Origin of the sequence: Shewanella sp. SG41-4 (assembly GCF_014164505.1) — a bacterium.
Taxonomy (GTDB): Bacteria; Pseudomonadota; Gammaproteobacteria; order Enterobacterales; family Shewanellaceae; genus Shewanella.
Genome location: NZ_JACJFI010000010.1, coordinates 1 through 25,633, shown reverse-complemented (window position 1 = coordinate 25,633; position 25,633 = coordinate 1). Strand labels below are relative to the sequence as shown.

At 41.7% G+C, this 25,633-nt stretch carries 20 protein-coding genes; 8 read left to right on the top strand and 12 right to left on the bottom strand.

Annotated features, from left to right (window positions below):
• Nucleotides 1–18: 18 nt before the first annotated feature.
• Complete coding sequence (locus H5202_RS02215) at nt 19–2,175, top strand: S46 family peptidase (RefSeq protein ID WP_182770580.1); 2,157 nt, start codon at nt 19–21, stop codon at nt 2,173–2,175.
• A gap of 19 nt (nt 2,176–2,194) precedes the next feature.
• On the opposite strand, the gene H5202_RS02210 is transcribed toward H5202_RS02215, so the two are convergent.
• The 3 genes from H5202_RS02210 to H5202_RS02200 form a co-directional block, all read right to left on the bottom strand.
• Complete coding sequence (locus H5202_RS02210; RefSeq protein WP_182770578.1) at nt 2,195–2,902, bottom strand: 23S rRNA pseudouridine(2604) synthase RluF; 708 nt, start codon at nt 2,900–2,902, stop codon at nt 2,195–2,197.
• A 62-nt stretch (nt 2,903–2,964) separates the two neighbouring features.
• Entirely contained in the window at nt 2,965–3,657 is a 693-nt protein-coding gene (locus H5202_RS02205) for a hypothetical protein (protein ID WP_182770577.1), read from the bottom strand.
• 215 nt (nt 3,658–3,872) lie between these two features.
• The gene (locus H5202_RS02200; protein ID WP_182770601.1) at nt 3,873–5,189 is read right to left on the bottom strand and encodes a Na+/H+ antiporter NhaC family protein; all 1,317 of its coding nucleotides are present in this window, start codon (nt 5,187–5,189) and stop codon (nt 3,873–3,875) included.
• Nucleotides 5,190–5,583: 394 nt separating this feature from the next.
• Between H5202_RS02200 and H5202_RS02195 the strand changes: the two genes are divergently transcribed.
• Complete coding sequence (locus H5202_RS02195; protein WP_124017337.1) at nt 5,584–5,868, top strand: hypothetical protein; 285 nt, start codon at nt 5,584–5,586, stop codon at nt 5,866–5,868.
• A 134-nt stretch (nt 5,869–6,002) separates the two neighbouring features.
• Here H5202_RS02195 and putA read toward each other — a convergent pair whose 3' ends face one another.
• The 4 genes from putA to H5202_RS02175 all read right to left on the bottom strand — a co-directional run bounded on the left by putA (nt 6,003) and on the right by H5202_RS02175 (nt 12,295).
• A complete protein-coding gene (gene putA / locus H5202_RS02190; RefSeq protein ID WP_182770575.1) occupies nt 6,003–9,197 on the bottom strand; it encodes a bifunctional proline dehydrogenase/L-glutamate gamma-semialdehyde dehydrogenase PutA in 3,195 nt (1,064 codons plus the stop codon).
• A gap of 401 nt (nt 9,198–9,598) precedes the next feature.
• Nucleotides 9,599–10,180, bottom strand: coding sequence for a TIGR04211 family SH3 domain-containing protein (locus H5202_RS02185; RefSeq protein WP_182770573.1), 582 nt, complete (start codon nt 10,178–10,180; stop codon nt 9,599–9,601).
• Nucleotides 10,181–10,320: 140 nt separating this feature from the next.
• Nucleotides 10,321–11,589, bottom strand: coding sequence for an inorganic phosphate transporter (locus H5202_RS02180; RefSeq protein WP_182770570.1), 1,269 nt, complete (start codon nt 11,587–11,589; stop codon nt 10,321–10,323).
• A gap of 25 nt (nt 11,590–11,614) precedes the next feature.
• Nucleotides 11,615–12,295, bottom strand: a complete 681-nt coding sequence (locus H5202_RS02175; protein ID WP_182770568.1) for a TIGR00153 family protein — start codon at nt 12,293–12,295, stop codon at nt 11,615–11,617.
• Nucleotides 12,296–12,531: 236 nt separating this feature from the next.
• On the opposite strand from H5202_RS02175, the gene H5202_RS02170 reads away from it, so the two are divergent.
• A complete protein-coding gene (locus H5202_RS02170) occupies nt 12,532–14,019 on the top strand; it encodes a CYTH domain-containing protein (RefSeq protein ID WP_182770566.1) in 1,488 nt (495 codons plus the stop codon).
• A gap of 152 nt (nt 14,020–14,171) precedes the next feature.
• Here the strand turns inward: H5202_RS02170 and katB are convergent, their stop codons facing one another.
• The 5 genes from katB to H5202_RS02145 form a co-directional block, all read right to left on the bottom strand.
• Nucleotides 14,172–15,632 carry a catalase KatB gene (gene katB / locus H5202_RS02165; RefSeq protein ID WP_182770564.1) on the bottom strand — a complete coding sequence of 487 codons (1,461 nt, stop codon included), beginning with the start codon at nt 15,630–15,632 and terminating at the stop codon, nt 14,172–14,174.
• Between the two features lie 261 nt (nt 15,633–15,893).
• Nucleotides 15,894–16,136 (bottom strand): YgjV family protein, encoded by a 243-nt coding sequence (locus H5202_RS02160; RefSeq protein ID WP_182770562.1) that lies wholly within the window; start codon nt 16,134–16,136, stop codon nt 15,894–15,896.
• Between the two features lie 226 nt (nt 16,137–16,362).
• Complete coding sequence (locus H5202_RS02155) at nt 16,363–16,800, bottom strand: PaaI family thioesterase (protein WP_059747631.1); 438 nt, start codon at nt 16,798–16,800, stop codon at nt 16,363–16,365.
• A gap of 145 nt (nt 16,801–16,945) precedes the next feature.
• A complete protein-coding gene (locus tag H5202_RS02150) occupies nt 16,946–17,614 on the bottom strand; it encodes a helix-turn-helix transcriptional regulator (protein WP_182770560.1) in 669 nt (222 codons plus the stop codon).
• A gap of 473 nt (nt 17,615–18,087) precedes the next feature.
• Nucleotides 18,088–18,708, bottom strand: coding sequence for a DUF2238 domain-containing protein (locus H5202_RS02145; protein WP_182770558.1), 621 nt, complete (start codon nt 18,706–18,708; stop codon nt 18,088–18,090).
• Nucleotides 18,709–18,900: 192 nt separating this feature from the next.
• On the opposite strand from H5202_RS02145, the gene serA reads away from it, so the two are divergent.
• The 5 genes from serA to H5202_RS02120 all read left to right on the top strand — a co-directional run.
• Nucleotides 18,901–20,130, top strand: coding sequence for a phosphoglycerate dehydrogenase (gene serA, locus H5202_RS02140; RefSeq protein WP_182770555.1), 1,230 nt, complete (start codon nt 18,901–18,903; stop codon nt 20,128–20,130).
• 172 nt (nt 20,131–20,302) lie between these two features.
• The gene (gene ygfZ / locus H5202_RS02135) at nt 20,303–21,265 is read left to right on the top strand and encodes a tRNA-modifying protein YgfZ (protein WP_182770553.1); all 963 of its coding nucleotides are present in this window, start codon (nt 20,303–20,305) and stop codon (nt 21,263–21,265) included.
• Between the two features lie 146 nt (nt 21,266–21,411).
• Complete coding sequence (locus H5202_RS02130) at nt 21,412–22,116, top strand: ABC transporter ATP-binding protein (protein WP_182770552.1); 705 nt, start codon at nt 21,412–21,414, stop codon at nt 22,114–22,116.
• Nucleotides 22,117–22,120: 4 nt separating this feature from the next.
• Nucleotides 22,121–24,712: an ABC transporter permease gene (locus H5202_RS02125; protein ID WP_182770550.1), complete on the top strand. Its 2,592-nt coding sequence runs from the start codon at nt 22,121–22,123 to the stop codon at nt 24,710–24,712.
• Nucleotides 24,709–25,633 (top strand): carotenoid 1,2-hydratase (locus H5202_RS02120; RefSeq protein ID WP_182770548.1); only part of this gene is annotated, 925 nt, incomplete at its 3' end. The genes H5202_RS02125 and H5202_RS02120, both read left to right, overlap by 4 nt.

The window sequence follows — 25,633 nt, the reverse complement described above, 5'->3', positions numbered from 1 at the left end:
CCAAATGGAATTATTATAATGAAAAAATGGTTATTAACTGTCGCAATGGCAGCCAGCTTTGGCGCTACGGCAGATGAAGGCATGTGGCAACCACATCAACTTCCCGCTATGGCTGATGAACTTAAAGCAAAAGGCTTAGAAATCAGCGCTGAGTCAATTTCAAAATTGACTGAATTCCCAATGAATGCCGTTATCAGCCTGGATGGTTGTACCGCTTCATTTGTGTCACCTAAAGGCTTAGTGGTTACCAACCATCACTGTGCCTATGGCTCAATTCAGTACAACTCAACCCCAGAAAAAAACCTACTTAAAGACGGATTTTTAGCCAAAACTTACGCAGAAGAATTACCTGCTACACCTGGTTCACGTATTTTTGTAACTGAAGCGGTAACCAATGTTACCGATAAAGTTAAAGCAAACCAGATGGATAAAGTAGGTAATGAGTTTTATAAAGGTATAGAACTACAAGAAAAAACCCTAGTGGCTGAATGTGAAAAAGAAGATGGTTACCGTTGCCAGGTGTATAGCTTCCATGGCGGCCTAGAATATTATCTTGTTAAACAGTTAGAAATCCGCGACGTACGTTTAGCTTATAACCCAGCCGCTAGTGTGGGCAAATACGGCGGTGATATTGATAACTGGATGTGGCCTCGTCATACCGGTGACTTTTCGTTCTATCGTGCATATGTATCTAAAGACGGTAAGCCTGCAGATTTCAGCAAAGACAACGTACCGTATGAGCCAAAAAGCTTTTTAAAAGTATCAGCTAAAGGCGTTAGCGATGGCGACTTTGTTATGGTTGCTGGTTATCCTGGCCGTACTAATCGTTACCGCACTGCCGATGAAGTTAACAATCAGTTTAATTGGGCTTATCCTGAAGGGAAAGTCCTGCAAGAGCGCATGATTAGCATCATCAAAGAAACCGCCTCAGAAGGCAGCGACGAGCGGATTAAATACGAAAGCTTGATTGCCGGTTTAGCCAATTATGCCAAAAACTTTACCTCGATGATTGAGTATTATGGAAAATCAACCATGCTCGCTGATCGTGAGAAAATAGAGAGCGATTTAGCAAACTGGATAGGCAAAGATAAAAAGCGCCAACAGCACTATGGCGAAACACTATCAAGCTTAGAAACCTTAGTGGCTAAGAGTCAGCAAAATCAGCAACGTGACATTTTATTAGGTTACATCGGTTACACCACTATGGTCACTACCGCTCGTGATTTGTATCGCTTAGCTAATGAGAAAACCTTAGCTGATATGGCACGAGAACCAGGCTACCAAGAACGTGACATGACCAACTTCACTTCAAGCATGGAACGAATTGATCGCCGTTATGCCGCAAGTGTCGATAAAGCCCTGCTAGCCGATTTACTGACTCGCTATGCCGCATTGCCTGCAGAGCAACATTTAGCCTCTCTAGATAAAGCCTTTGGTATTAGCAACAAGTTCGATGCTAAAGCATTAGCTAAAACACTCGATAAAATGTACGCCAACACTAAGCTAAACAACAAAGAAACTCGCTTAGCATGGATGAAAAAATCGGTTGCCGACTTTAAAGCATCTAACGACCCATTCATTCAATTTGCAGTTCAAACGTTTGATGCTGACATGGCGCGCGAAAAAGAGCAAAAGCAATTAGAAGGTGACTTAATGAAAGTACGTCCACAATATATGGACGCTATCATTGCCTATAATCGCGAGTTAGGTAAACCTGTTTATGCCGATGCAAACTCAAGCCTGCGTGTGACGGTAGGTAACGTGAAAGGTTATTCACCTCAGGATGGTTTAATGGCTGTGCCTTTTACACGTTTAGAAGGTATTTTAGCTAAAGACACTGGCGTAGATCCTTTCGACGCACCAGCAAAACAACTTGAACTGATTAAACAAAAGCAATACGGCGATTACTACATTAAAGCCGTTGATTCTGTACCGGTTAACTTCTTATCTACCCTAGACACAACGGGTGGTAATTCAGGTTCACCAACCTTAAACGGCCGTGCTGAACTAGTGGGTTTACTGTTTGACGGTGTGTACGAAAGTATTATTGGAGACTGGGGATACGACGCTGAAAGCAATCGTTCAATCCAAGTTGATAGCCGTTACATGTTATGGGTAATGCAGTACTTAGACAATGCTGACAACTTATTAGCTGAAATGGATATTGCTAGATAACCACTGTTCCATAAAACGCTCAGTTTACTGCGCGTTGAAGATTCGATAACTCTGCGGCCGTTAATGGCCGCATTGTTTTTTCTGCCAGATCAGTAAGGCTGATATCCAACAACTGAGTTCGCATTAAATCAATAACTTTATACCCAAGAGCCTGACACATACGGCGTATTTGCCGATTTAATCCTTGGGTTAAAACTATCTCAAATCTGTCTTCTTCAACCGCAAGGCTCAATGGCCGAATACCGCATGGACGAGTTTGCACATCGCCATAACTCACGCCCTTTGCCATCATCGAAAGAAAACTCGCGCTAATAGGTTTATCAACTTGGACCTCGTACGTCTTGGGATGATAATAATCGGGATGCATCAGTGCTTGCGTTAATTGGCCATCATTAGTGAGTAATAGCAAACCACGAGAATCTTTATCTAAACGCCCTGCAGGATACAACCTTGGTAGCTCAGGCAAAACATGCAGTAGGCTATGAGGATCATCTGCTAATAAACGGCAATCTATTCCAACAGGCTTATGGTACAACCAATACTGTTTATCTTGCACAGCCAGAATGGGGTTTCCATCCACTAAAATCGTCATGGTTTCACAAAGATTAACTCGATCAGTATGTTTAGCTAATTGATGATTAACACTCACTCGACCACTGTCGATAAGCCTTGCCGCTTGGCGTCTTGAGGCAACACCACACACCGCCAAATAATGACTTAATCGCATTGATGTCATAGACTTAATTGTATTGATATCATAGATAGTACTCAAGCAAGTGTGAATAGACGTTAGCGAGTTTCGAGAAATTGATACACGCTATGTTGTTGAGATTTAATGGTTGTCAGCAGGCTCAACCCAAGGCAGATACACCATAGAATATTGGCCTGTGTTAATGACCACATAGCAGAGGACACAATACAATACTGAGGTAAATCGGCAGAACACGCCGCAAAATCTAGCTGACGCCAATCAAACAATATCAATAATAATAACCCACTACACAACGAAATAATGCTTAAGCTAAGCATTCGTTTAGTCATCGTACTGCCGGGTTTAAAATAATCAACTAAGCAAATACAGTGCAAAAAAATGGTACTGAATAAATAAAGCGTCGACGCTTTGCGATGTAAGTCTAAAAAGTTAATCGGAAACACACCCATTAGCACAATACTCATACCCACCACGCCACCAACAATGGCGATGTAGCGGCTCAGTAAATCAGGGAAAGTATTAAATACCGCCACCATGGCGAGTAAGAAGCATGAGCCACCCGCTAATAGTGATAAATTGAACACGATTGCAAACGACGAATGCATATAATCGCCAAGCGTATCGGGGCGGATCATCAACATATTCAAACTGATACCGTCGGCTTGCACTATCAACGCACTTCCTACGCCAAAAGAGCAGATTGCAGCCGCCGCCAATGACATAAATACAATCACTAGGTGTAAATCATAATTACGGACTCTATCTGTCACGGAACGATACTTATGTCAAAAAAGGAGTGAGAATGTTAACGCGGAAAACGAAAAAGTAAAAGTCGATTATCAAAAACTGAAAACCAAAACCAAAAACCAAAACTAACAATGCCCATTCATTGCTGACTGGGCATTATTTGCAATATTGGCTACATAATCTTGTTAAGTTGACTCTCGTTAAACCAAGCGACTGTGTGATTTACCCTGTAGCCAATTTAAGTACGTTTACGAAATATCACAATAATCACCGCAATGACGGCTAAAATCATGCAATACCAAGCATTAGACACTGCGGTTAATGGACTAATGGTAAACACAGAGGCAATTAATAATGCTTGGGCGCCATGTGGTATTAATCCCTGAATAATACATGCAAAGATATCTAAAATACTGGCAGCTCGTTTTGGCGATACCCCATGTTTTTCAGCAAGCTCTTTAGCTATATCACCAGTGACCACAATCGATACCGTATTGTTAGCCACACACGTATTCGTCGCGGCAACAATCGCTGCCATGCCTAACTCAGCCGCACGACTAGATGCTTCGCCATTGGCTTTTGAAAAACGACTGATTAAGCCTTCAATTTGCTTACTGACAAAGGTTAATCCGCCTTGTTGCTGCATTAACGCCGCTAAACCACCGACTAACATCGACAGAATAAAAATTTCCTGCATATTGGTAAAACCAGTATAAATATCATTACCAAACTGAATAACGCTATAGCCCGAGCTCAGCACGCCTGTCATGCCAGCAAGTACAATCCCTAACGACAACACCACAAAGACGTTTAAACCAATCACAGCTAATACCAGAATGGTTAAATACGGTAATACTTTTAAGATTTCAATATCCTGAGCAGCAATATCCGCTTGCCCTTGACCGACAATCGAAAAGGCTATTAAGGTGAGGATCGCCGCAGGTATCGAAAACACCAAGTTTTCACGGAACTTGTCTTTCATTTCACAGCCTTGAGTACGTGTTGCTGCAATCGTGGTATCTGAAATAATCGACAAATTATCACCAAATAATGCGCCAGACATCACCGCACCCGCCATTAGGGCATAATCAATTTGTGCTTGGTCTGCGACACCTAATGCCACTGGCGCTACCGCCGCAATCGTGCCCATAGATGTACCCATCGAGGTCGCGATAAAAGCAGCAATAACAAAGAAACCAGGTAATAATAAATTTGATGGAATAAACGATAAACCAAGTGCAACTGTCGCATCCACGCCACCAGTGGCTTTAGCCACAGCAGCAAAAGCGACTGCCAATAAATAAATTAAACACATGGCAATAATATTGCTATGGCCAATACCTTCAATAAAGGTTTCTATCGCACTATTGATTTGCTGTTTCGATAACAACACCGCCAATACAATGGCAGGTAAAATTGCAATCACACTGGGTAATTGATAGAACGCATAATCAACACCCTGGCTTTGAAAATATAAGCCTGCGCCAATAAATAATCCTAAAAATAAAAACAATGGTAATAACGCCACAAACGATGCTGGGCTATTCACTGCCATGGGAACTGATGAAGTAGCTTTGGTCAAAATGATCTCTCTTTATCTTAACGAATAGGGATTGTTGGATGAGAAAAGCGAGTACGACACAATCTCGGTCATCGATGATTATTTAACAACACGTTCAACGATGCTAAATATTGCAGTCACATCATAACAAGTTGCGCCAAGAATAAGAGAACTGTTCGCCGCTGTCAATCTAGACGTCTAGACTTCTTTGCTTCCGAATCGTTTTTTATTCTAAAACCTGAGAACTGCTACAAATATTTTACATAACCATAATCAATTTATCTATTTAGGTCACTTTATTAGCGTAATAATTGATATACGTTAATACTAACCTAATGCTGATTTGTTACGCTGACAAGGATTCGCTGACATATATAGAGGTGAGGCTATGGAACGTAAACCAGACAGAGTAAGTGCAATGAAGCAACTTATTGTCCAAATAAAAACCACTTTCCCATTAGACTCAGTTGATATCTTTAAATGTGGTCCGGCTAATACTTGTGTTGGTTGTCCTAAAAAATTACTGGATTTGGTCGATTCTGAAGTAAATTACTGGGACGCGGCACTGGCACAAGGCGTCACGCCTTCGCTCGGCGATATTAGTCGTTTTGGTAAACTGTGTAAAAATGTCCATCGAGGTTTACAACGCAATAATATCCAGGCCCACCATTAAATCACCTCATCGACTAGTACTCATTGAGTCGCACCCATTGAATAGCGCTAATTGGAGTTATGTAACCTAAACTCGAGATAATAAAAAGCCCACTAAAACGTGGGCTTAATTAATTGCTTTGTTAAACCACTAATTTACTCGTCAGCATCACCTAGCGACAATAACGTCGCATTGCCACCTATAGCAGTAATGTTATTGGTGCGAGTCTTTTCGGTAACAAAACGGGTTAAGTAGTGTGGACCACCGGCTTTAGGACCAGTACCTGATAGCCCTTGGCCACCAAATGGTTGTACACCTACAACTGCACCAATTTGGTTACGGTTAATGTACACGTTACCCACGTTAATTTTGTCTGCTAGGCTAAGCGCATGACCTTCATTACGGCTGTGAATACCTAAGGTTAAACCAAAACCGGTACTGTTGATTTCATCAACGACTTTTGCCAAATCTGCCGCTTTATAACGGATAACATGCAAAATAGGTCCGAAATGTTCTTTTTCGAGGAGCTTAATAGAACTAATTTCAACTGCCGTAGGCGCAACAAAATGGCCATTCTCAGTACCTGCTGGTAATTCAAGTTTGTTAATTAATTTACCGACTTGGCTGATATGATCAATGTGAGCATTCAAGTTCGCTTTGGCAGTTGCATCAATCACTGGGCCGACATCGGTTTTCACTGAACTTGGGTTGCCAATCACTAATTGTTCCATGGCACCTTTCATCACTTCAATCACTCGATCTGCAATATCTTCTTGTAAAAATAAGACTCGCAGTGCCGAACAACGCTGGCCAGCACTGGTAAACGATGAAGAAACAACGTCATTTACGACTTGCTCTGGTTGTGATGTTGAGTCAACAACCATAGCATTTTGTCCGCCAGTTTCAGCAATTAATGGAATAATGGCGCCATCACGGTTTGCCAAAGTGCGGTTAATCAATTTAGCAGTACCAGTCGAGCCGGTAAAACACACCCCACCAATACGCTCATCAGCAGTGATAGCAGAACCAACAACAGCGCCAGTACCTGGTAAAAACTGCAATACGTCGGTAGGAATACCGGCTTCATGTGCAAGTTGCACTGCGCGATAACCGATTAAACAAGTTTGTTCCGCAGGTTTGGCAATAACGGTATTGCCCGCAGCAAGTGCTGCAGAAACTTGACCTAAGAAAATCGCTAACGGGAAATTCCATGGACTAATACACACAAAAATTCCGCGACCTTGTAAAAACAGCTCATTCAACTCGCCCGTTGGGCCTGGAAGCAATTCAGGCTGAGCCATCATCTTCTTAGCTTGTACGGCGTAGTAACGACAAAAATCTACAGCTTCGCGAACTTCATCAATACCATCTTGAATACTCTTTCCCGCTTCGCGAGTACATAATACAATCAGCTCTTCACGATTTTCTTCCAGTAAGTCAGCTAATTTCTGTAGTGCACTAGCACGAGTTTCAACCGGTGTACGTGCCCAGCCACCAAAAGCAGCATCTGCGCCGGCAATGGCTTGTTCAATTGCATTTGCATCAGCAAAAGCCACTTTACCTACTGTTAGTGAAGTATCGTAAGGACTTACAACCGTTTGCACTTCGCCGGTTAAGGTTTTACCGTTTACCAATGGACCAGCTGCCCATTGAGTATCTCTATATTTGTCCAGTGCAGCAAAAAATGGCTCTGACTCAGAAATAATGTTCATGTTTAATCCTTTAGAGTTCTTACGTTCTGCACCGAAAATATCAGCAGGTTTAACAATTTTTTGATTTGCTAACGACTTGTAACCCAATAGCGTCACCAATGGATGAACCACTAAGCTTTCTATTGGGGTATTAGGATCAACCAGTTTATGCACAAATGAGGTGTTAGCACCGTTTTCCAATAAGCGACGAACTAAATACGGCAGTAAGTCTTTATGGGCACCAATGGGTGCATAAATACGTACCGCTTTAGCACCGCTTTCTGCAAGTATGGTGTCGTATAGCTCTTGCCCCATACCGTGTAAACGTTGGAACTCATATATACGATCACCTGCCATCGCATCAATGCTGGCAACCGTCTGCGCGTTATGAGTGGCAAACTGTGGATAAATCGCACCGCGAGTTGCATCAGACAATAAATAACGCGCACACGCTAAATAAGACACATCAGTGCCCGCTTTGCGGGTATAAAGTGGGTAGCCAGCTTCGCCAGCTTGTTGCGCCCATTTCAGCTCGCTGTCCCAGTAAGCACCTTTGACTAAGCGCAATGGGATTTCATCGCCTTGATCTTTAGCAAGACGCGTCAACCAACACAAAACCGGTAAGCAACGCTTAGAATAAGCCTGCACCACTATGCCTAATAAACCCCAGCCCTTAGCGGCTTCTGACTGATAAAGCTGCTTAAATAACTTTAACGACAGTTCCAGACGGTCAACTTCTTCAGCATCGATAGAAATGCCAATGTTGAGCTCACGAGCTTGCACAATCAGTTTAATCACTGTGTCATACAATTCGCTTAAAACACGGTCTTCGTTAGCAACTTCATAACGAGGGTGCAATGCCGATAATTTGATCGAGATAGTCGGTCTTGGTGAGTCAGATTCATCATATTGCTGCGCGCCTAAATCGCGAATAGCATTGCTGTAATCGTTAAAATACTTTTGCGCATCGTTGGCGGTTAATGCCGCTTCACCAAGCATGTCATAACTATGGGTATAACCTAGCTTGCGTTTAGCTTCGCTATTTTTAAGCGCTTCTTTAACGTTCTCACCCAAAACAAACTGCTTACCCATGATCTTCATCGCCGCTAACATAGCTTGACGGATCATCGGCTCACCAACACGATTAACCAGACGTTTAAGTATATTGCTTGGCGAACCGTCAGTATTACGATCTAACTTAACCAGTTTACCGGTTAACATTAAGCCCCACGTTGAGGCGTTAACCAGTAATGAATCACTCTTATTCAGGTGTTCATCCCATTTGGCACCGGACAGTTTATCTTGAATTAGCGCATCAGCTGTTTCAGCATCAGGAATGCGCAGCAAGGCTTCAGCCAAGCACATTAAGATAATGCCTTCTTTCGTTTCTAAGCTGTATTGCTGCAAAAATGCATCAATACCAACCATAAGACCTTTTTTCTCAAACTGACGGACTTTGCTCACGAGCTCATGGGCACGACGAGTCACCTGCTCAATGTCTTGTTCAGACGAAGGCACAAGCTTAATTAATTCAGACAGGTATTGCTCTTCATCGACAATGTAGTTGTTGGTCACTGCGGTAAACAGTTCCTCAAGAGTGGCATTGTCATAGCGGCCGTCCAGTACTTCACTCGCTTTGAACATAGTATTCGCTTCCATCTGGGTCAGGTTAAGGATGGTTATTATCGTTGTTGAATGGACATTGTATTCACGAATATTTTATTTTGTATACAATGTACGATCTGATTTTTCGGCGATTATACATTCAAAATGTGAACTTGGACACTCAAGTCGAAAACTTGCTAATTATTGTTTGATTTTGTTCACAGAAACATACCGAAATAATGTGCTAAAGAATTTATATTGCCAAAACAAAAAACTGTTAACCCCATGTTAAATAACAATTATGACAAAATCAAAACCAAGGCGAAATATGAATATATCTCATCAATAAAAAAACCAAAAAAAAGGCCAACGTTTGAATAGTTGGCCTTTATACAATCAATTAGTCACATAAGTCGTTTCAATATCGTCGTAAAAATCTCATCTACATTGAGATATTACATCCAGCGACTCTTTTTACGACGTTGCGGACGAGGCAAGTACACCAATAAAATACCAATCAATGCACCAATACCAGCAATTAACCCGCCTTGCTGCCACATTTCATAGCGTTGGTTATTAGCAGCTTGCTGCACCTTTGACTTAGCTTCATCTCGCTCTTTAATTGCTTTAGTCAATGCCGCTTTTAACTCGGCGACCTTTTCTTTAGACAGCGTTAAAGATTCTTCGGTATTGTCAGTATTTTGGGTAATATTATTTAATTGCTCGTTAGCTTGTTTTAGTTGCGCTTCCATCTCTGGAAAACGTTCACGAAAACTAGGCTGATCTGAAACTAAACTGGTTAGCACCCAACCTTCACGACCTTTATGATCAATAATTTGAGTAAAATCACCTTCAGTATTGTCCAACAAAGTGATCGGTTGACCGGCTTCAATACTACCGATAATACGAAACTCTTTACCCGGTCCACCGTGAATATAGGTAAACACATTATCAGAAATAAAACGCGTCGGTGCTTGGGCTGCAAATGCGCCACTTGGCGCAAGTAAAAATATAAGGATTGAAAGTACTCTTAACACGGTATTTATCCAAACTCAGAAAACTTATAGTCATGCTATTTATTAAATGCCCTGAATGCAAGAAGGAAGTCATATGACTTCCTTCTTAAATACATTCAGTGTTCACATTTCTGCTAATACTTCATAGCATCTTAGTCAAATTAACTAAAGATGTTCTTGATGATGAAGAAGAACAAAATAGACAGTGCAGCACCGGCTGGTAGAGTAATCACCCAAGACACAACAATATTACGTACTACGCCAATATTGATTGCTGCAATACCACGCGCCATTCCCACACCCAACACCGCACCCACTAAAGTTTGCGTTGTCGAAATAGGTAGACCAGTACCAGAAGCAATAACCACTGTCGATGCGGCTGCTAATTCAGCAGCAAAACCACGACTAGGGGTTAAGTGAGTGATATTTTTACCAATGGTTTGCATCACACGCTGACCAAAAATAGCCAAGCCCATAACAATACCAACTGCACCAAGTGGTAAAATCCACCATGCTAGAACAGCTTTAGCACCAATAATACCGCCGCTTTCAACTACAGAAACCACAGCAGCTAAAGGACCAATAGCATTAGCGACGTCGTTTGAACCATGGGCAAATGCCATACAACATGCTGTCACAACCATTAATATGGCAAATACTTTTTCAACATTACCATATTGAGTTTTTAGATCAGCTTTATCACTCATTTTTAAACGACTAATAGCCACTTTACCTGCTAGACCGACTACGGCCGCAACAGCAATGGCTAAAACATATGCTTCAACTGTTGAAAAGTTTATGCCTACATGTGATAAGCCTTTAGTAATGGTCACAAGTGACATCACAAAACCAGCTAATGCCATGTAGAAAGGCACGTAACGCTTAGCACTAGCTAACGGATCATCGGTATTAAAAATCAGCTTTTGCACACTTTGGAAAATGATATAAGCAATAAAACCTGAAATAGCCGGTGTCACTACCCAAGAGCCAACAATACCGCCAACCTTACCCCATTCAACAGAATCAGCACTGACACCCACTGCGGCAAAGCCAACAATAGCGCCAATAATTGAATGTGTTGTCGAAACAGGCCAGCCTAACGCTGATGCTACAACTAACCAAATACCCGCAGCAAGTAATGAGGCAATCATGCCGTATACCAACAATTCCGGTACATCAGTAAAGTAACTCGCGTCGATAATACCTTTACGAATGGTACTCGTGACTTCACCACCAGCTAAAAAAGCACCGGCGAATTCAAAGATCATTGCAATAATAATCGCTTGTTTAATGGTAATGGCATTAGAACCTACAGAGGTTCCCATTGCATTGGCTACGTCGTTTGCGCCAATACCCCATGCCATCAAAAATCCAAATGCAGCCGCTATCATAATAAGAATAGGGCCGTTGGTGACTAATACATCAACCATGTTGTTTCCTTGATAACCTTTGTGATTAGTTACGAGCTAGCATTAGCTCTAGGCGGGAACCTACACGCTCAGCAATATCTGCCAAACCCCCAACCCATTCGATAATTTTGTAGGTGAACATCACATCAATCGGATTCAATTCAGATTCTAATGCATACAACTGACGACGCACTTGAATTTGTAAATCATCAGAATCTTCTTCGATAAGATCTAATTCAGTAATCATTTTAGCAACTAACTCAACTTCACGACCACGGAAACCGGTTTCGAGTAAATCGTCGAGTTCGTTAATAGCCCGCTTGGCTAGTGATACTGCATCTAAACAACGTTTTAGATAAGCACCAAAGGCATCATGCATAGGCTGAGGAAAGACTAGTTGACGGCCAATAATACGGCCAGAAATATCTTTTGCCTTGTTAGCAATTTTGTCCTGTTGAGTTAATAACTCAAGCAAGTCAGTTCGCTCAACAGGCATGAATAATCCACCAGGAAGAGTCAGGCGAATTTCACGTTTGAGTGAGTCAGCTTCTTTTTCAAGCAAACTAATTTGCTTGCGTATCTTTATCGCTTCATCCCAGTCGCCTGAATTGGTTGCGTCAAAGAAAGGAACAAGAAGTGATGCACACTCATGTACTTTGTCGATATGTAGTTCTAAAGGCTTAAGAGGTGATTTTGCAAACACACCTAAAATAGAGTTTACTGGCATTGCCGTTTACCTATTTAATAAATTCCAGTTTGGAAAAAGCGGGCGCATGTTAACCCAAGCTTACGCATAATGAAACTGTGTTTTTTAATTTCGTACGACAGTTTCTCTGTTATCGTTGCCCAGTATATATGATGCGAGCAATGCTATCCTAAGAGATTTTTATTACAAAAATATGACATTATGAAGATAATGTGACGAATTAGTGAATATTTGATGACAAGGCAGACATAAAGTTAATGGACGCAGAAATAGAGTTAAAACTATTCATTCAATCACAACATCATGATTTATTAATAAAAACATTGAATGACTACCCTAATTCGACCCCTCAAGGGCAGAAAGAACTCACTAATGGCTATTTCGATACCAACGATTTACAACTGCGTAATTGGGATATGGGCTTACGTGTAAGGGGTTTTGATAATCAACTCGAACAGACCATAAAAACAGCAGGTAGGGTCGTCGGAGGGATCCATTCCCGTCCTGAATATAATGTCAGCATTGATCAAAAAACACCGATCTTGTCACGTTTCCCCAAAGAAATTTGGCCAACCGAAAATGATATCGACAAGGTGTCGGCATCGTTAATATGTATTTTTGAAACCAATTTTGAGCGTCAAACTTGGCATATATACCTCAACGATAGTCTTGTTGAGGTTGCATTAGATGTCGGTGAAATTATTGCTAATGATAAAGTTGACCCTATATGCGAACTCGAATTTGAATTACTCGCTGGTGATACTTCTGCCTTAATAAAATTGGCGATTGAAGTGGCTAAATCAGTTCCATTTCGCTTAGGAAAAGCCAGTAAAGCTCATCGAGGCTATCAACTTGCAGGGAAATCAAAACCGTTCACCATAGAGCATATTGATTATGTCTCATTGCCGAAAAACAATAATATGCAGCAAGCCTTGAGCACATTATTAGAAACAGGCCTTGAGCGCTGGCAATTGGTTGAAAATATATTAACGCTGCCAACGACTAGTGATGTTCATCAACAATCAGCCTTGTGGGGCGAATTACGCCACTGCGTGCGCTTACTCAGGCTCACATTAAATCAATTTGGTTTATTAGATCAGAGCATCAGCCCATTATTTGATCATCTTGAACATGCTCTTGCATTTGTCAGCCCACTGCAAAGTTGTTGTTTATTATTACAAGACAATGCAACACCACTTGCCAACATCAACAATAAAACGCTTGTTTGCCAGCAACTAGAAAACTATATCAGCTCAATGTCTATTTCAACTCAATTGGCCTCCATTTGGCAACAACCTGAGTATGGTCAATTACAATTGGCATTAGTCGATTTGCTATTAATCGCTGAAAGCGGCAAACACCAAGGCAATCATTATCCAGAATTAGGGTTATTTGCCAACCAGCTACAGCAAGCCTCATGGAAGCGTATTGGAAAATCAATGCCCATAACCGCTGAAATGAACAGTGTAGATTACCAACACGTTGCAGATGCTTTAGATGAAAGTATCTTAGTTGGGTATGCTTACGGAGAAATGTACCCCGCTAAAAAACGCGAGGCTTTTCGGGCACCTTGGCAAGACTTAGCTTTAGGCATTAGTACGTTATCTGCCTATAAAATATTAAGGCATTTAAGTGAACAGCATCAACTTAACATCGAGACTTGGTTAGATAACAAAGAAACCAGTTTATTGTTTGCTATGGAACACTCACGTAAAAGTGCTTTAAAAGTAAATATTTACTGGTAAGCGTGCATATTCCCCATAATTGGTTACACGCCCACATATATTAGTGATGAATAGTAAAACAGGAAGATAATGATTATCTTCCTGTTTTACTAAACAACTAATCTGTTAGCGTTAAGGCCTTAATCGTCGCTTATTCTTTGGCAAAATACAGGTTACTTTGCCAAAGCCTGCTTAACACGTTGACCGTAATCAACATCCGCTTGAGTAAAATGGTCGACCATTTTTTGTTGAACATCTAAAGTCGTTTGACTTAGTGTGCCAGCAATCGTTTCCACTAAACGATTTTTCTCTGCTTCACTGAAGATACGATAAAGATTACCTGCTTGGGTAAAGTCATCTTGGTTATAACGACTAAAGCGTGCGGCCTCTCCTTCTAAACGTAACGGTGGCTCTTCAAAGCTAGCATTCTCTATGAGTGGTGCAACACTGTTAGGACCATAATTGACACTGGCATCACCACCAGTTTGGCTACCCTGATAAGGACACTGTGTGCCTGCCATAGCACCAGCACGTTGATGATGGTTGGCTTTAGCTGCGTGCGGACAGTTCACTGGCAACTGGTTATAGTTAGTCCCAATACGATAACGCTGCGCATCTGCATATGAAAACAAGCGTGCTTGCAGCATTTTGTCTGGCGATGCACCCACACCTGGCACTAAGTTACTTGGCGCTAATGCCACTTGTTCAACTTCCGCAAAGTAGTTTTGTGGTAATCGGTTTAACTCAAGCACACCCACTTCAATCAACGGATAATCACTGTGCGGCCATACTTTAGTCAAATCAAACGGATTAATGGCGTAAGTATTGGCATCAGCTTCCGGCATAATTTGCACATTCACAGTCCAGCGCGGGAAGTTTGCATCATTAATCGCCGCTACCATGTCGCGTTGTGATGAATCAGGATCTATCCCTTTCAATATATCTGCTTGTTCGCCCGTTAAATTGACTACGCCTTGTTGCGATTTAAAGTGAAACTTAACCCAAAAACGTTCGCCTTTTGCATTCCAAAACGAGAACGTATGCGAACCGTAACCGTGCATTTGCCTGTAGTTGGCCGGAATACCACGATCTGACATTAATATGGTCACTTGGTGCATCGATTCTGGATTGAGCGCCCAAAAGTCCCACATTGCTTGTGGATCTTTTAAATTGGTTTGTGGATGACGTTTTTGAGTGTGAATAAAATCAGGAAACTTAATGCCATCACGAATAAAGAATGTTGGCGTATTATTACCGACAATATCGTGGTTACCACGAGCAGTATAAAAACGTAAGCCAAAACCACGTGGATCACGCTCTGCGTCAGCAGATCCCATTTCACCACCTACCGTAGAGAAACGAACAAAGGTTTCAGTTTGCTTACCCACACCATTAAAATGATCCGCTATGGTAAATTCGCTTAAATCTTTGGTTAACGTAAATGTACCGTAGACCCCAGTTCCTTTAGCATGAACCACGCGCTCAGGAATGCGTTCACGATTAAAGTGAGCCAGCTTTTCTATTAAATGCCAATCTTGTAAAAGCAGAGGACCACGTTCACCAGCCGAGATTGAGTTTTGATCGTCTGCTACTGGGGCGCCATTTTGGCTGGTTAAATAATTACCTTGATTCATTTGTTGCTCCTATGCGCGGTCTTCTAACCACTGCTCAATTAAGTCGTAAACTGTTGCCATGATGATTTTCCTCACTCAATTCATCACTCGATGGACACATAATAGGAGCACAATATAATTATTAAAAACGATTAATATAGATGACCTTAAACACCAAAAACGATTAAGGAATTTATTAAAGATAGAAAAAATAGATTAAAACCAAAATCCAGGCAATAAAAAAGCCAAACACTTGTTTGGCTTTATCGATAAACAAGATGATTATTCGGTTGGTGGACTGGACTCACGGTATAACTTCACTAAGTAATAGAGATCAATTAATACAATAAAAAAGTTAACCAGTGCCACAGGAATCGCATCAATAGCGAGACCATATGCCACGAATAACGCCGCTCCAATTAAGTTCCACCAACGTAGTTTTTTAATGTCTGACATCATCAGCGAAATAGCCACAACGACAGAGGCTAAATACCCTACCCATTCCCAGATGTTGATACTGTCCATGGATTTTCCTTATATTAATATGCCTACACCCAATGCAAGCGAAAAACTACGTTAAGCTAACGTGAGTCGGTAAGTGAAATAACGTTATTGTTTAACGTATCTATTGATACATTCGAATAGACTAAATAAGCAAGCTGCCTTATATGTATAGTACAGAATCAATAAGCTTAAAACGTTGATCGATCGCTGATTATAAAGCATCTCTATTTCTAGTATCTATAATAGCTTATCGCTCTACAACTGCTGCAGTCATTCGTGAAATACAACAAAGTTCACCGGCACTGTTACGAATAAGCACTTCCCAAACAGAACTGCGTTTACCTAAATGCACAGGTTTAGCGGTTGCCGTTAACTCACCATTACGTGATGCTTTTAAATGATTGGCATTGATTTCTTGGCCGACACAATAGTATCGAGTAAAGTCGACCACAAAATTGGCGGCATAACTGGCAACGGTTTCCGCTAGGGCGACATTTGCGCCACCATGAACAATCCCTAATGGATTATGTATTGCTGGATTGGCTGGCATAGTGGCAACCATATAATCGTCGCCGATTTCAGTAATTTTAATGCCCAATGTTTGCATTAAGGTGCCCTTTCCGTGCATCCCAGCATCTAAGCGCGCACAATCTTCTAAAGTGACAGTGTTAAACCAAATACTCATTCTTAATATCCATCATTATCATTATTAGAAAACTCAGTGTACTGATTAGCTTACCTTTTTGAAAGAAAAACGCGATCAATAACATTAGCCCATTAAAAAGGAGCCTAAGCTCCTTTTATTGTTATTCAATAAATCTATATGTACGTTAACTCACTAATTCGCAATGGCTTTGATAGGTTTGTGCCCAACGCAATAACTCAACTCGGTTACGAGATTCCGTTTTACGGAAAATGGATGAGATATGGGCTTTTACAGTATGTTCACTAATACACAGACGCTGAGCAATTTCTTTATTACGCGCGCCGCTAGAAACAAGTTGAATGATGGTTCTTTCTCGACGGGTCAATCTTTGGAGGATGGCAACGGTATCGGCAGGGATTTCAGCACTGGTATCTAGTTGTTGGACTAAACGTCTAAAAATTTTACTGATCAGAGGTCGGTCATACCATAATTCATCTGAAATCATCTTACGTAAACCGGTCAGCATTAGGTCCATGCGTTGATCGCTATACAACAAACCACGCACGCCTAAGAGTAAAGCAGACTCTTGATCAAGTGATCCACGTTCAACTTGGTATAATGCAACAGGGACATGTTCAACTAAGCGCGATACCAGCAACGGAATGCCTTTACTGTCTAAGGCTGCACCTTTTTGTGAAACAAGATAAAAGTTGTTGGATTTTTTTTCTAACTCAAGCTCAGCAGCGTGTTTTACAATTCTAGTTTTTAACCCGATAGATTCTGCCAAAATAGCTAAATGGCAAGGTGCTGCGATTTGGTGTAAAAAAACCAACTCATCAATATTTGAACTCATCACTCTTCTCCCTGAAAAGTACTTTATTGCTCAACATACCTTGAGCACATCCTGAGGCTACATACTATACGTCAATGAAATACGTTACTAGCCTTCAGAAATAGGCTGAGCAGATAGTTTACTTTTTTGTCGTCATTTAGAGCATTTTATGTCTACATTCGTTAATCGTGTTACTTGATAAGTCGACTCATTAATATTAGATAATCACGGTAAATCTGTCACTATCAATCACGATTTTTATAAAACAACCTTCCTATACAGCAAGCATAGTAAAAATTTGCTAGTTATTATGGCTATTATGTAAGTCTAAAGTATGAATAGTAAATTAGACTTACTGTGCGAAGACTTTATCACTAACCTAAGACTGATAAGCTCGTACTTTCAATAGGTTCAATATCATCAAATTTTCACCAAGACTAGCAGTCAAACTAACTCATTTTATACCTGTTTTATGGCACATAAACTGACCTATATCATACAGAAGGCTGGTTAAGCGCCATTTTCGTCGCTATTTGTTTATTATGAAAAGACGACAATAATAGTAAGCCACATACTCCACCAATTAATGCTAAAAACATGTCAGATTGAGTATCCCAAACATATCCTTGAGTGCCTAAAAATGCCTCGGCATTTTCACCAGTAGCAATAGCCACCCACCATTCAACTAATTCGTAAAACGCTGAAAATGCCAACACGAAACATACTGCCAAAAACTGACACCAAGCACCTATTTGCATAACCTGCTTACGAATAAATATTTCGCGAGCTAATATGACAGGAATAAATCCCTGAGCAAAATGGCCAACTTTATCGTAGTTATTGCGGTCACTTCCCATCACTTGTGCTAGCCAGTCAAATAACGGCACTTCGGCATAGGTATAACGCGCCCCAACAAATAATACACAGCAATGCACTAAAATAAGTGCGTAAGCTAACGTGGTCAGCGGAAAGCTTTTACGACTAAAAAATAAAATAGGTAATGCGATTAACGCTGGTATCGCTTCTAACCACCAAGTGAACATATCTTTAGGTGCGCTAACTGACCACAACAGTACTAATAGATAAATCCCTATCCATAAAACCTTACTCTTCATCTTAATTATCTCCATGAGATATTGTTCTCAAATTAGAATATAAACTTTAGCCATCTAGCCCTCTACAAGCGCTTAAAAAAGTGCTACTTTGATAATGCGCCGGAAGTCCGCATTTATATCATAACTATTAGTATAAGCATTAGTATAACCATTAGCTTAAGCACCATTTAATGATAAGAGGGTACCCATATCATGGCGAAACACTCGCTTGACAAGGATAAGATCAAAATCCTGCTGTTGGAGGGCGTCCACCAAACTGCGGTCGATGTACTAGAACGTGCAGGTTATACCAACATTGAATACCACAAAGCCTCGTTAGGCGAAGAGGCTTTGCTTGCATCAATTAAAGATGCTCACTTTGTTGGATTACGCTCCCGCACCCAACTTACTGCGGAAGTATTACACCATGCAGAAAAGTTAGTTGCGATTGGTTGTTTTTGTATCGGCACCAACCAAGTCGATTTAGCCACAGCCGAGAAACTGGGTATTCCTGTTTTCAACGCTCCTTTCTCTAACACGCGTAGTGTTGCTGAATTGGTGATTGGTGAAATCATCATGTTGATGCGTGGCATTCCACAGCGCAATGCCATGTCGCATCGTGGCGGTTGGTTGAAGAGTGCTAATGGCAGTGTTGAAGTCCGTGGTAAAACCTTAGGTGTTATTGGTTATGGTCATATTGGTACTCAATTGGGTATTTTGGCTGAAACCTTAGGCATGAGAGTGATTTTCTTTGATATTGAAGATAAATTACCGTTAGGCAATGCCTCTCAAGTTCACTCTATGGACAAGTTATTGGCCCAAGCAGACGTTGTTAGCCTGCATGTACCAGAAACACCGCAAACTAAAGACATGTTCGCTAAGGCTGAATTTGCTCAAATGCGTCAAGGCAGTTTCTTTATTAATGCCTCTCGCGGTACCGTAGTTGATATTGAAGACTTAGCCAATGCACTGAAGTCAGAACATCTTGCGGGTGCTGCAATTGACGTATTCCCAGTTGAACCTAAGTCGAATGATGATGAATTCATCTCTCCACTGCGTGGATTAGACAATGTATTACTTACACCGCATATTGGTGGCAGTACTGCTGAAGCTCAGGAAAACATCGGCGTAGAAGTGGCTGGTAAATTAGTGAAATACTCAGACAACGGTTCTACTCTGTCTGCCGTTAATTTCCCTGAAGTGTCTTTAGCGCAACATAGCGGTACCTCACGCTTATTGCACATTCACCAAAACCGTCCTGGTGTATTGATTAAAATTAACCAAGCGTTTTCTGAAAAAGGCATTAACATTGCTGCTCAGTACTTACAAACCACCGCTGAAATTGGTTACGTGGTAATGGAAGTCGATTCAGATCAAGCTGAAGAAGCATTAGTTGAATTAAAGTCTATTGAAGGCACTATCCGTGCGCGGGTATTATTTTAAACTGACTTTTATTTTATAAGCAATTAACTTGAGTTAATTGTCTTCCTAAAAAAGCTACCTTGTCCACAAGGTAGCTTTTTTATTGGTTTTAAAACCTTAGCCCCCCTGTTGAGCATTCTATTATTCCGTTACACTCCAACCATACCGTCTTATTCTCACGTTAGGGATAGTTATGACCATTTCAGTAAACCAACCAGATTGGGATTTTATCGCCACGTCTCCTGAATTAATGTTATCAAATTTGACTCATATGGGATTAATCGAAATCACCGGAGAGCAAGGGCGTAGCTTTATTCATGGCCAAGTCACCACCGATATTACCACCCTTGGCGCAAACGAGTGGAAGTGGGGCGCACATTGTGACCCTAAAGGTAAAATGCTCGCTAGTTTCCGTACGTTTTCAATCGGCGATAGATTATTAATGTTACTGCCGAAAAGTACTTTAAGCTTAGATTTACCCCAGTTACAAAAATACGCTGTATTCAGTAAAGCCGAACTTGCCGATGTCAGTAATGATTATCAAATAATGGGTATCGCTGGTTCAAAAGCACACGCCTTTGTTACTGAACATTTTGGCGATGTGTCGCAACCACTTAGTCATGTTGAGCAAGGTGTGATTATTCGTGATGGCGAGCGTTTTATTGCCATTATTAATAATGCGGCAGCAGAAGCAATCATCAGCCAATCTGGACAAAAATTGTTTGATGCCAGTCCATGGCAAGCATTAGAGATTAAAGCCGGTTATCCAAACATAGACGCAGCTCATTCCGGCCAATACGTAGCGCAAATGTGCAACCTGCAAGCCATTAATGGTATTAGCTTTACCAAAGGCTGTTACATGGGCCAAGAAACCATTGCCAGAATGAAATATCGCGGTGGCAATAAACGTGCGTTGTATATTTTATCTGGTACCACCAGCCAAACCATCAGCACTGACACTCAATTAGAAATTGCCCTTGAAGGCGGCTTCCGCCGTGGTGGTAATATCATTGAGTGCGTTCAATATGGCGACAAGGTTCTGCTTACTGCTGTGCTGCCAAATGATACTGAAAACAGCGCTCAGCTTCGTATTGCTGAAGATGAAAGCTCACAGCTAGCTATTATCGAGTTGCCATATTCTTTAGCAGATGCTTAATTAACTGGTGTTGTATCTTCACTAAGCGAGCCATTGGCTCGCTTTTTTTATTTTTGAACATTAATGCTCCACATCACGTATATTATTGATAATATTACTCTGTTCACTCAGTACTTCTAATAAGCAAAATTCGTTATGGAGCGGCTATGACCACTATCGTCACCTTAGAAAACATTAGTAAAGGGTTCCGCGATGGCGAGTCATTTCATTCGGTACTTAATCACGTCAACCTGACACTGCAACAAGGTCAAACCATCGCATTAACCGGTCCTAGCGGCAGCGGGAAAAGTACATTACTGAATATCATTGGTGGTTTTGAAACCATAGACAACGGAGACATGTTAATCCGTCAGGGTGATGGCATGCATTCGGTGACGAAGTGGCAAGATAAGCAATGGAGCCAATACAGACGTAAATCGCTTGGGGTGATATTTCAACAATTTAACTTACTTACGCCTTTAAATGTGCGCGACAACATTCAATTTTCACTGGCGCTAAACCAGTTAACATGGAGCCCTTGGTGCGATGAATTATGCCACCAGCTTGGCTTAACGCCATTACTCGACCGCAATGTTGAAAACTTATCCGGTGGGCAACAACAGCGAGTGGCTATTGCACGGGCATTAGCTCACAAACCACAACTCATATTAGCCGACGAACCAACAGGTAATCTTGACCAACATGCCGGATTACAAGTCATGCAACTGCTAACCGAACTCGCTCAACAAGCCAACTGTTGCATTTTAATGGTGACTCACAGCGATCAATGCGCCGCATTTATGCAGCATCGCTGGCATGTCGAAAATCAGCAGATAGTGGTTAACCCTGCTGACATGACGTTGCAGGGTTAAGCTTATGATGACCGAATCTTCATCATACCTATCCTCAATTAAACGCTTAAGGTTATGCCTGCATCTGTTTGCTAGCCATTATCGTCATGCACCGCTGCAAGCCAGCGCAATTTTGCTGGGCATCATGCTGGCAGTTACATTATTGATTGGCGTGTATGCCACCAATGAAAATGCCAAGCAAAGCTATGGCAATGTATCCGAACTCATGAGCCAACAAGCTCGTCTATCGATTAGCCACCGTACAGAAGACAGTATTGATGAGGCGGTTTATTTTGCATTAGCCAATGCAGGATTCAACACCATCGCCAGCATTGAAGGCATCGCAACCGATGAACAAGGCCGGTTATGGCGGGTCAATAGTAGTGATGTCATCGCCGCAATGACCAGTAACATGCAACAGCAAAAATCTGGTGTTAGATCATCGATAACAGCGACTCAGATTCCGCTAGCTGAATTACTAGCAGGCAAACCCAAAGTGCTCATGTCGGCAAGCCAGCGCGAACGCATGGACAGAGTAACTAACAACACTGACAGCGTAGTGCTGAACGACCTTGCAGTTGAGCTCGTTGCTATAGAAGATTCTTGGGGGCTTGGTTCGGCTATTTTAGCTGATATTTCACTCGCTCAACCCTTGCTTAATATGCAGGGAAAGTTAAGTTACATTGCAGTGTTTGGCTCCCACGGCAGCGATACCGCAGACTCAAACGAAACAGAATCAGATGAACAACTGATAGACAGGTTGACGCATACCTTAACTCAAGCAGGTATTGATACCAGCAAGCTGAATTTTACCACCCAAACCAGTGAAGGCGAATCGCTTACCGCACTAACGGCCAGTTTTCATCTTAATCTTGATGCCATGAGCATGTTGGCCTTTGTTGTCGGCTTATTTATTGCCTATAACGGAGTTCGTTACAGCTTAATGAAGCGTCAAAAATTGCTGGTGCAAATCATGCAGCAAGGGCTGGATAGACGCACCATCATGCTCGCCCTAAGCATTGAAATAGTCTGTTTAGTCTTTATTGGCTGTGTATTAGGTTTTATTGTCGGACTGCAATTATCGCAATGGTTGCAACCTATGGTCGCGATGACTCTTGAGCAGTTATATGGCGCCAAATTATTACCCGGAAACTGGCAATGGCAATGGTTTGCACAAGCACTCATATTAACCTTGTCAGCGGCATTTGCAGCTTGTATTCCAATGCTGATAAATCTGATTAACACCCCACTTGCGCAAGGGGCTCAAAAACAACCACAAAGCCAACAGTTCGGCATTATTCATTGGCGACAATTTATCATCGCGGCATTGCTAATCTTAGTGTGTACTATCGCCTTCGCCTTTACCGAACAGTATCGCCATAGCTTAGTATTACTCGGAGTGCTCTCGGTTGCGATTCCATTACTGTTACCACAATGCCTTCATTGGGGAGTTAACCTACTTAGTCCATTTATGCCTAAAGGGTTGTGGCATTATGTAATTGCCGAAACCAAAGAGATTATCGCTCCTCTAGCGCTGGCGATGATGGCCATGCTGCTAGCTCTGTGCGCCAACATCGCCATGAATACCTTAGTAGGCAGCTTTGAAATTACCCTAAAAAAATGGCTAGATGCTCGTTTGCATGCAGATTTATACATTAGACCCAATCCAAACCAAATTGACACATTAACGATATTATTGGAACAAGATCCCAAGGTTGAAGCGATTTATGAGCAATGGACTATCGACAGCAACCTCAATCGAGCTGAAACACCGCAAACTCTAGTGCCAATCAACTTAGTCAGTCGTGACCATCTGTCTTTAACCGAAACAACCGTGTTTAAAACCACTGCCGATGATTTCTGGACAACATTCACAGCAGGTGAAAGCCTAATGATCAGTGAGCCATTATCGATAAAGTACCAACTCGATATAGGCGATAAAGTTCAGCTATCGCAACTTGCTCAACATACTTTGACCATTGGCGGAATTTATTACGATTACGGTAATCCTCAAGGTGAAGCGATTATTACTCCGTCCTTATGGCAGCAATCTCAATTACCCGCCAAACCCATTAGTCTAGCAGTGGCGTATCAAGGCGATATTACCCCGCTACAAAACAGTATTAGCCAACAGCTCAACTTGTCTTCAGCCTATATGTACAGTCAACAGCGGATTAAAACTGAAGCGATTAATATGTTTAACAAAACATTTTCGATCACTGTGGTACTTAACAGCTTGACCTTGCTGGTGGCAGCAATTGGTTTATTCAGTGCTTGTATGATGCTAACTCAAGCGAGGCAAGCGCCATTAGCTCGCTTGTATGCTCTAGGTGTTAGCCGGAATCAATTACGGATGATGGTGTTGCTACAAATGCTATTTATCGTACTTTTAACCTGCTTTCTCGCGTTACCGACTGGCGCGTTACTGGGTTATTTATTAATTCATAAAGTCACATTACAAGCATTTGGCTGGAGCATCGCCATGGTGTGGGACTGGGCTGCATATGTCCAAGTGGTTATCATTGCGGTAGTTAGTTGTTTACTTGCAGTGTGTTTACCTTTGTATTGGCAAACCAGAAAACCCTTGATATCAAGCTTGCAACAGGAAGCACTATGACCTCTGTCACTTTCAAGAGCGTGTTTAACGTCGCTTGCAAAACTGCTTTCAAAACCATGTTAAAAAATGTGTTCAAAACGGTTAGCTACAGAATGCAGGCTCAATGGTTGATGGCCCTTGTTATTGCTGTTAGCTCATTGTTAGTTGCTTGTTCTCCTCAGCAAAATAGTGCAGTAAAAGAGTCTACCATTAGCAGTATGTCGTCAGTTTCAGCTGAAGGTTACAGCGAGGTGATTCAAGGTAAAACCTTACAATTTCCTCAAGACCACCTGGCTCACAATGACTTTAAAATTGAGTGGTGGTATTTAACGGCCAATTTAACCACGGTAACGGGTGAAGATGTTGGCGTACAATGGACTCAATTTCGTATTGGAATGACACCGCCGACAAGTCCTCAAACAAGCCCTCAAACAACAGCAACAAATAATTGGGCGACCAATCAGCTTTACATGGCACATGCTGCGGTAACCACAAGTACTGAACATTTAATAGCAGAAAAATGGTCGCGCGCGCACCCCAAACTTGCAGGTGTTAAACCACAACCATTTGAAGTACATTTACAAAACTGGCAATGGTTAAGCCAGTCTAGCAATCTATTTCCAGCCACACTAAATGTCGCTAGTGATAAGTTTAGTTATCAATTACAGCTAAACAGTCAGCAACCGCTGCAATTACAAGGTGATAAAGGTTATAGCAGTAAAAGTGCCGACCAAAGCGTGGCGTCTTATTATTACAGCCAACCGTTTATTGATGTAACAGGCCAAATTACCCGTAATGGTGTTACCGAAAAAGTCACTGGTAAAGCTTGGCTTGACCGAGAATGGAGCTCACAATTTTTAACCGAAGCTCAGCAAGGCTGGGACTGGTTTTCACTGCGCTTAGACGACGAATCAACGCTAATGGCATTTAGACTGCGTGGCG

Excerpts from the sequence above, each read along its gene's own strand:
- H5202_RS02215 (WP_182770580.1), top strand. The coding sequence starts at position 19 with ATGAAAAAATGGTTATTAACTGTCGCAATGGCAGCCAGCTTTGGCGCT.
- H5202_RS02210 (WP_182770578.1), bottom strand. The coding sequence starts at position 2,902 with ATGCGATTAAGTCATTATTTGGCGGTGTGTGGTGTTGCCTCAAGACGC.
- H5202_RS02200 (WP_182770601.1), bottom strand. The coding sequence starts at position 5,189 with ATGGCAGTGAATAGCCCAGCATCGTTTGTGGCGTTATTACCATTGTTT.
- H5202_RS02195 (WP_124017337.1), top strand. The coding sequence starts at position 5,584 with ATGGAACGTAAACCAGACAGAGTAAGTGCAATGAAGCAACTTATTGTC.
- putA (WP_182770575.1), bottom strand. The coding sequence starts at position 9,197 with ATGGAAGCGAATACTATGTTCAAAGCGAGTGAAGTACTGGACGGCCGC.
- H5202_RS02180 (WP_182770570.1), bottom strand. The coding sequence starts at position 11,589 with ATGGTTGATGTATTAGTCACCAACGGCCCTATTCTTATTATGATAGCG.
- H5202_RS02175 (WP_182770568.1), bottom strand. The coding sequence starts at position 12,295 with ATGCCAGTAAACTCTATTTTAGGTGTGTTTGCAAAATCACCTCTTAAG.
- H5202_RS02170 (WP_182770566.1), top strand. The coding sequence starts at position 12,532 with ATGGACGCAGAAATAGAGTTAAAACTATTCATTCAATCACAACATCAT.
- katB (WP_182770564.1), bottom strand. The coding sequence starts at position 15,632 with ATGAATCAAGGTAATTATTTAACCAGCCAAAATGGCGCCCCAGTAGCA.
- H5202_RS02160 (WP_182770562.1), bottom strand. The coding sequence starts at position 16,136 with ATGGACAGTATCAACATCTGGGAATGGGTAGGGTATTTAGCCTCTGTC.
- H5202_RS02155 (WP_059747631.1), bottom strand. The coding sequence starts at position 16,800 with ATGAGTATTTGGTTTAACACTGTCACTTTAGAAGATTGTGCGCGCTTA.
- H5202_RS02150 (WP_182770560.1), bottom strand. The coding sequence starts at position 17,614 with ATGAGTTCAAATATTGATGAGTTGGTTTTTTTACACCAAATCGCAGCA.
- H5202_RS02145 (WP_182770558.1), bottom strand. The coding sequence starts at position 18,708 with ATGAAGAGTAAGGTTTTATGGATAGGGATTTATCTATTAGTACTGTTG.
- serA (WP_182770555.1), top strand. The coding sequence starts at position 18,901 with ATGGCGAAACACTCGCTTGACAAGGATAAGATCAAAATCCTGCTGTTG.
- ygfZ (WP_182770553.1), top strand. The coding sequence starts at position 20,303 with ATGACCATTTCAGTAAACCAACCAGATTGGGATTTTATCGCCACGTCT.
- H5202_RS02130 (WP_182770552.1), top strand. The coding sequence starts at position 21,412 with ATGACCACTATCGTCACCTTAGAAAACATTAGTAAAGGGTTCCGCGAT.
- H5202_RS02125 (WP_182770550.1), top strand. The coding sequence starts at position 22,121 with ATGATGACCGAATCTTCATCATACCTATCCTCAATTAAACGCTTAAGG.